We start from the raw sequence: 5481 nt of genomic DNA on the forward strand, positions 1-5481 counted from the left end.
CAGCAGACGTGGTCTGGGACGGTTTTTCATTCGACAATCAGAGCTATGGAAGGACCGGAAGAATTCGACCACCAACTCATGCCAGCACTGCTAAACTGGTTGGTGCCGCTCAGTTTTAGATGTCGAGTTTAGGTTCAATTACAAATTCTTAAGTACTAAAATATTTTTTTATAGAAGCTGAGAGTTTCCATTCATTTGCTTCGATGTTGTATTCCAAAGAGCAATCTTTGAGGGACCAGCCTTTAGTTATTATTATTTGTTGCAGTAATTTTTGCTCTCTTTGAAAATTGTGAGATCCAGTGTTATTTGATTTTTCATAAAAGCTCTTAGAGGCTTTAAAATCAAACCCATAGATGTCGACGCTAGCAGGATCACATTGGGCTAACAGATAGGTCACCATTGCACCGACCGAAGGACGTGCTTCCAATTCGTTGTTCAGTCTTTTCCATAGTGCTATTGGAAAAAAAAGATCTGTTGAACATCTATTTGTAAGCACGCGATTCTTTGGAGACATGCAAACTCTGTAGTCACAGTTGCTCTTTCTATAGATGTCTTTGACTAGCTTGAATGTGCTATAGCACCATACATTCGTGTTATGCCCAAAGCAGTTCTTCTGAGGAATGATCACCCCACGATTCATTCGGATTACAACATCGTGCGCATCAATTTCACTACCGTACTGGTAATTTAAAAGATTCATTGAATTACCAACTACGGCAACAGATTTCTGAGCAAAGTATCTTTTAAGCTGCATGACGGACTTTTACCAAAACAGAGCCAGTGTTTAATATCTAACTTGGAATACCAGAATTGATCACATTCTGAAATTCCAAGTCAATTGCATTGACTTGGCTATCGGCGTCTCTTGGCATAACTCCTAAAACAGAGTTTAAATCACTCACATAGCCGTGGATTTGTTGTCGTATGCAGCTATTAATATAGTCTGGAAATACACCTGCATCGTGAAGTTGTTTCTCAGTTGTAGGTGTTTTTCTTGGGTATTGGTAGAGATTCTCAATAACCAAACCACAAGCGGGGCGCGGATTATAGTATGCGTCAAAATTTCTTACATAAACTATGTCGATAACTTTTGGACCGATTCCTGCTTTATAAAGGCGGTCTGCACTAACATAGTTTTCTGCGGTACGTAGTGATACTTCTTTTTTGTAAATCTGACGCCAATCTCCAAGTGTATATCGTTCACTTTTAAATGGATGATCCGCTTCTAGAATTTGGCTTCTGGACGGTGCTCCTTTAGAAATACAATGGCAGAATCCATCAAACGAATGCAATAGCTTTATTTGTAGAGAGGGTAAATAAAATGACCAAGAAGCAACGTTTGATTGGAGCGGTGTGCCGTCTACTTTTATTCGTTTCCTGAGTATACGATTTGGCTTTGGAATTTTAATTGTGTTGAGAATAATGATAACCAAATCTCCAGAAACAATTTTAACCTTAATCCTCTGAAGTTGGATCAGGCACATTTTTATTAGACATTATGCGTCAAGATTTATGGCAACGAAATAAGTCGACTTGAGCAAATTAGCAAGTGCAAACCTCATCAAACATTTTTTGAGATTGCCTTGATATTTTTTCTAAATTTTCTTCTAGGTTCTGTTGCTCTTGCTTGCTCCACCTCCAATTTTCTGCCGAGGCAGCTATAAGTTGGGTGGCATCAGGGAATACGCGCTCTGTGTTTAGACCTAAATCTTGCAGCAAATATGTGATCTTCTGCGTGTTGGATGCGACTGAAATAAATGGAGTTCCAGCGCAAAGTGATAGGCAAGCACCATGGAAACGACCTGTAATGTATAATTCTCGTGAACCAAGAAACGCAGACAGCTCGATTTCGTCGTTAAAGCAAGTGTAGCGTTTTATGCTACAAATCATTTGGTATCGAAAGTCTTTAATCGGGTGAGGTGTTATTGGAGACCTAAAGCGAGGGCGAACGCTGGCAAAGTAATTTTCTCCGTTAGCGCTCTTGAAACCATCATATAGGGCTCGTGTTGTTTGTCTCCGTAAAGCATCTCCCCATGCAACTCCACTACGCTTTGCGATTGATGTCGTCGGACGGGAACTAACGAGACTTAAGTCGGGGCAGAACTGTGCGTCAATACCTTGAGATGACAGGTTGCTTTGACTGATCGTATCTCTTAACGAGACGTAGGACGCGTCTTTAAGAGACTGTGTCCATTCACTCGGGTTATCTTGCCAAATACTATTAATAATAGCGATGCGTTTAATATGCGCAAAATCATGAAAGACTCTGATGCAACGTTGCGCGTCTTCACCTCCGCTATGAAAGGAACCTTCTCCGTTTATTAGGATTAGGTCCGCTTTTTGAATTTGCTCAACAAAAGAAAAATCTTCCCACCATCGGTTCCCTACGCGAGAGGTCGCAACTAAATTGAAACCTCTTTTTGCCATCTCACGCCGGATCACTCGCGAAACGGCGCGGCACCCATGATGCCAAGTGTCGTAGGTATCATTCATTAAAACGTAATTTGTCATTATGCCGCTGCTCGGATATTTTTCTTATTTAGCTTGCGATGGACCGCAGAGAGGAAAGGAGTTTTCCAGGATACACTTGGAAACTGGAGTGATGCCAGTTCGATATAGTCTGAACTAATCGCATCAATGAGCATGATTTGATTGTTGCATAATTGCTCCTCAAGAAATCTGGAAATTCTTTCTTCCTTTGGAAGTGCGTGCTCATAAATTGCGACCGTCTTAGCTGAGGCTGCTAATGCTTCTGAGATCATTGAAACACTCTCGGCACTTATCAACGCTATTGCCGCATTGCTGAGCAAAAATCCCATACTCGGTACATCACTTTGATTGTAGAGGGCTAATTGGTCTACTTTTAAGCTCCTGTCTTGGATGTATTCTTGAATGATTTCTTCATTTCTCAATCCAGTTCTATGGGAAGTTGTAATCTTTAAAGTTAATCGATTTCTTTCTGCTGCAATAGCAGCAAGTGATAAAGTCTTTTCGTAGAAATTTCTAGAATATGTTAATGAGCCAGTGTCGCCCCCGAAGGCGACAAGTAAGTCATTGCGTTTTACCTTGGGGAGCAGTTTTTCCTCATCAATTGATGAGGGCGCACATGGAAGTTTAAACTCATCAACCTTTGTCACGTGACCTGGATGAGCAATTGTCATGTCTATTAAATTGTATGGAATCCGTTTGAGTTCACCGAGATGAATCGAAAAAGCTCCCAATTTGGAAAGATATACAGCTGGAAGTTCTCCTGCTCCCAATGTTGAAACAACAAATGCTCCATCGACTTCTTCTTTAGCTGGAATGTCGCCAACACAAAAGAAAGATGTAACGTGGTCCCAAATTTTGCTTTCGTGTTTTTGCTGAATAAGATGAAGATAAAGTGTTTCCAAGACTCTGCTACGGAACCTGATATCTACTAACTTGATTTCACCACCAAACTCGTTTTTTAACGCCTCTGCCAGCCCAAGAAGATTGTTTTGATCTCCCAAGATACTGCAGCGAACTACAAATATATCTTTTGATTTAGCTGGCATCTCGTTTCTTTCTTCCGATATCTTTTGATTTTTATGAGAAGCTGATCCGTCTGACATCTTTTTGAGAGAGCATCTCTTTTATGTAATGTTGAAGCTTTTGATTGGAGATTTCGGCTCTGGGAGACAATCGGTTGAAAATGTAGCTTAAAAATGGCTCGGAAAGATAAGCATCCAGCTTGCCGTTGTCTCGTAGCAGCTTCCAACGCGAGGAAAAAATTTGCTTTGTTAAGTTTCGTTTGGCTGTGTATGAAATGCCTGTTCTTTCCAACTGGAATAGAGCCGAAAAGAAGCGGTCATGGTGTTGTTGGGTTGTATTTTCACTTAAGTTATTACTTGTTTTGGGACGCAACCAATACACAACATCATGGATGTAGGCGAGCCGGTTAGCAGCTGCACTCAAGCTTAGCGGCAAAGATTGATCCTGTATAAATATTCGTTCATCGGCCCCACCAGCTGTTCTCCATAGTTGAGAGTCAACAAGAAAGCCCATGTGTACGATCTGTTTTCGAGCGCAATAGGCCAATGGGTCTTTTGCAACAGTGACAAGTGAGCTGACATCGACGAGGGCTTGCGTCTGAAAACCACGTTTTGATTTTCCGAAAACAAGGGCTGCTCCAGTGTCTCCTGCAATGTTGAGTAAGGTGCGAGTACCATTGGAAGTGAGGAAGTCATCTGCGTCGAGTGGAATTAAGTAACTGCCGCTAGCATGCTTAGCAGCTTGATTAATTCGAACTGATGGACCACGATTTTGCTTGTTCTCAATTATCTTAATACGAGAATCTTTTGCTGCTTCAATCTTGAGAAATTCGATTGAACGATCAGATGAACAGTCATCTACAAAGATAAACTCCACCTGTGCGCCGTCTAAACCACTTTGGTTTTGTAAACACTGGATTGTTTGTGGAAGTTCTTGTTCCTTATTATATACGGTTAATAAATAACTGATGAGCGGCTTCACGATGGTACCTGTACAAACCTACATATGTTTCATCGCTCCTTATTAGCCTTTTTTGCCCTTTCGATCAATTGATACTGGTAATATTTAGCTAGTCTAACGAACCTGGAATAGGCATAGTTGTGAGCATCTACGATGCCCCATAGCCCATAAAACACACCTCTACGTATAAAATAGCTTTTCAAAAACGCGAGAGGGAATTCTGTCAGTAATCTCAGCGGTGATATTCGTCGTCCTCTGGAAATCATATCGTGAACTTGCATATCAGAATAGCGGTTGAATTTTTCTACTGTAAACTGAATTGATCGTTGTGAGCGATGATCAACTTTGCCTTTTAATCTTGCTATCTTAGCTCCCTCATGTGGTCTCACTGTGTCGTGAACACTCGAGGATGAAAAACGACCTTTTTCTTTGTTGTAAAGACGATATTGCCAGTAACCATATGCCCACTTTTTTGCTGTCTTTTCATGCGGGAAAACGTCGACGATATGTACTTTGTAGATATCTGCACGCGGAGTTGATGTGAAAATTTCTGTGATCTCATCAGCTAGTTTTAAAGTGATTTCCTCATCGGCATCAATGTTGAGTAACCAAGTGTTTCTGCATTGATCTTCAGCAAAGCGCTTTTGTTTACCGTACCCGTCCCATTTATTGTAGATGACCTTAGCTCCAGCTTTTTCTGCAAGAGCGACTGTGTTGTCTGTTGAGCCTGAGTCTACAATAATTACTTCATCAACCAACGTTTTCACACTATTGATTGCCATCAAGATACGATCTTCTTCATCTTGGCTAATGATGAAGGCAGAGATTGGCAGGTTGTTGCTCAAGGGACTGTTCTCTAAGGTTCAAGTCGGATTTTACTTTTGCGATACATCTTGTACGACAGTTTTGCAACAAACTATAAAGTTGCTACAGTTTTGTAATGCTCTTATAAATTTAGGCTGCTCGTACAGAGCTGGCTCGGGAAATTTGGACAGGTTGTGAAAGTGG

Annotated in this window: 6 protein-coding genes; all 6 read right to left on the reverse strand. The window is 41.1% G+C overall.

Going from position 1 to position 5481, the window contains the following annotated elements; translation table 11 throughout:
• Positions 1-148: 148 nt before the first annotated feature.
• The 6 genes from PsWM33_RS12095 to PsWM33_RS12115 are packed head-to-tail and all read right to left on the reverse strand — an operon-like array spanning position 149 to position 5318.
• The gene (locus tag PsWM33_RS12095) at positions 149-754 is read right to left on the reverse strand and encodes a glycosyltransferase family 29 protein (RefSeq protein WP_063297607.1); all 606 of its coding nucleotides are present in this window, start codon (positions 752-754) and stop codon (positions 149-151) included.
• A gap of 37 nt (positions 755-791) precedes the next feature.
• Positions 792-1484 (reverse strand): hypothetical protein, encoded by a 693-nt coding sequence (locus PsWM33_RS26795; RefSeq protein WP_082826985.1) that lies wholly within the window; start codon positions 1482-1484, stop codon positions 792-794.
• A gap of 58 nt (positions 1485-1542) precedes the next feature.
• Positions 1543-2511, reverse strand: coding sequence for a polysaccharide pyruvyl transferase family protein (locus PsWM33_RS12100; protein WP_063300405.1), 969 nt, complete (start codon positions 2509-2511; stop codon positions 1543-1545).
• The gene (locus PsWM33_RS12105; RefSeq protein ID WP_208994537.1) at positions 2511-3593 is read right to left on the reverse strand and encodes an ELM1/GtrOC1 family putative glycosyltransferase; all 1083 of its coding nucleotides are present in this window, start codon (positions 3591-3593) and stop codon (positions 2511-2513) included. The genes PsWM33_RS12100 and PsWM33_RS12105 overlap by 1 nt, the downstream gene beginning before the upstream one ends.
• Positions 3568-4494: a glycosyltransferase family 2 protein gene (locus tag PsWM33_RS12110; RefSeq protein WP_063300407.1), complete on the reverse strand. Its 927-nt coding sequence runs from the start codon at positions 4492-4494 to the stop codon at positions 3568-3570. The genes PsWM33_RS12105 and PsWM33_RS12110 overlap by 26 nt, the downstream gene beginning before the upstream one ends.
• Positions 4495-4523: 29 nt before the next feature.
• Entirely contained in the window at positions 4524-5318 is a 795-nt protein-coding gene (locus tag PsWM33_RS12115; RefSeq protein ID WP_063297603.1) for a glycosyltransferase family 2 protein, read from the reverse strand.
• Between the last annotated feature and the right edge of the window lie 163 nt (positions 5319-5481).

Origin of the sequence: Pseudovibrio sp. WM33 (assembly GCF_001623165.1) — a bacterium.
Classification (GTDB): domain Bacteria; phylum Pseudomonadota; class Alphaproteobacteria; order Rhizobiales; family Stappiaceae; genus Pseudovibrio.

Excerpts from the sequence above, each read along its gene's own strand:
- PsWM33_RS12100 (WP_063300405.1), bottom strand. The coding sequence starts at position 2,511 with ATGACAAATTACGTTTTAATGAATGATACCTACGACACTTGGCATCAT.
- PsWM33_RS12095 (WP_063297607.1), bottom strand. The coding sequence starts at position 754 with ATGCAGCTTAAAAGATACTTTGCTCAGAAATCTGTTGCCGTAGTTGGT.
- PsWM33_RS26795 (WP_082826985.1), bottom strand. The coding sequence starts at position 1,484 with ATGTGCCTGATCCAACTTCAGAGGATTAAGGTTAAAATTGTTTCTGGA.
- PsWM33_RS12105 (WP_208994537.1), bottom strand. The coding sequence starts at position 3,593 with ATGTCAGACGGATCAGCTTCTCATAAAAATCAAAAGATATCGGAAGAA.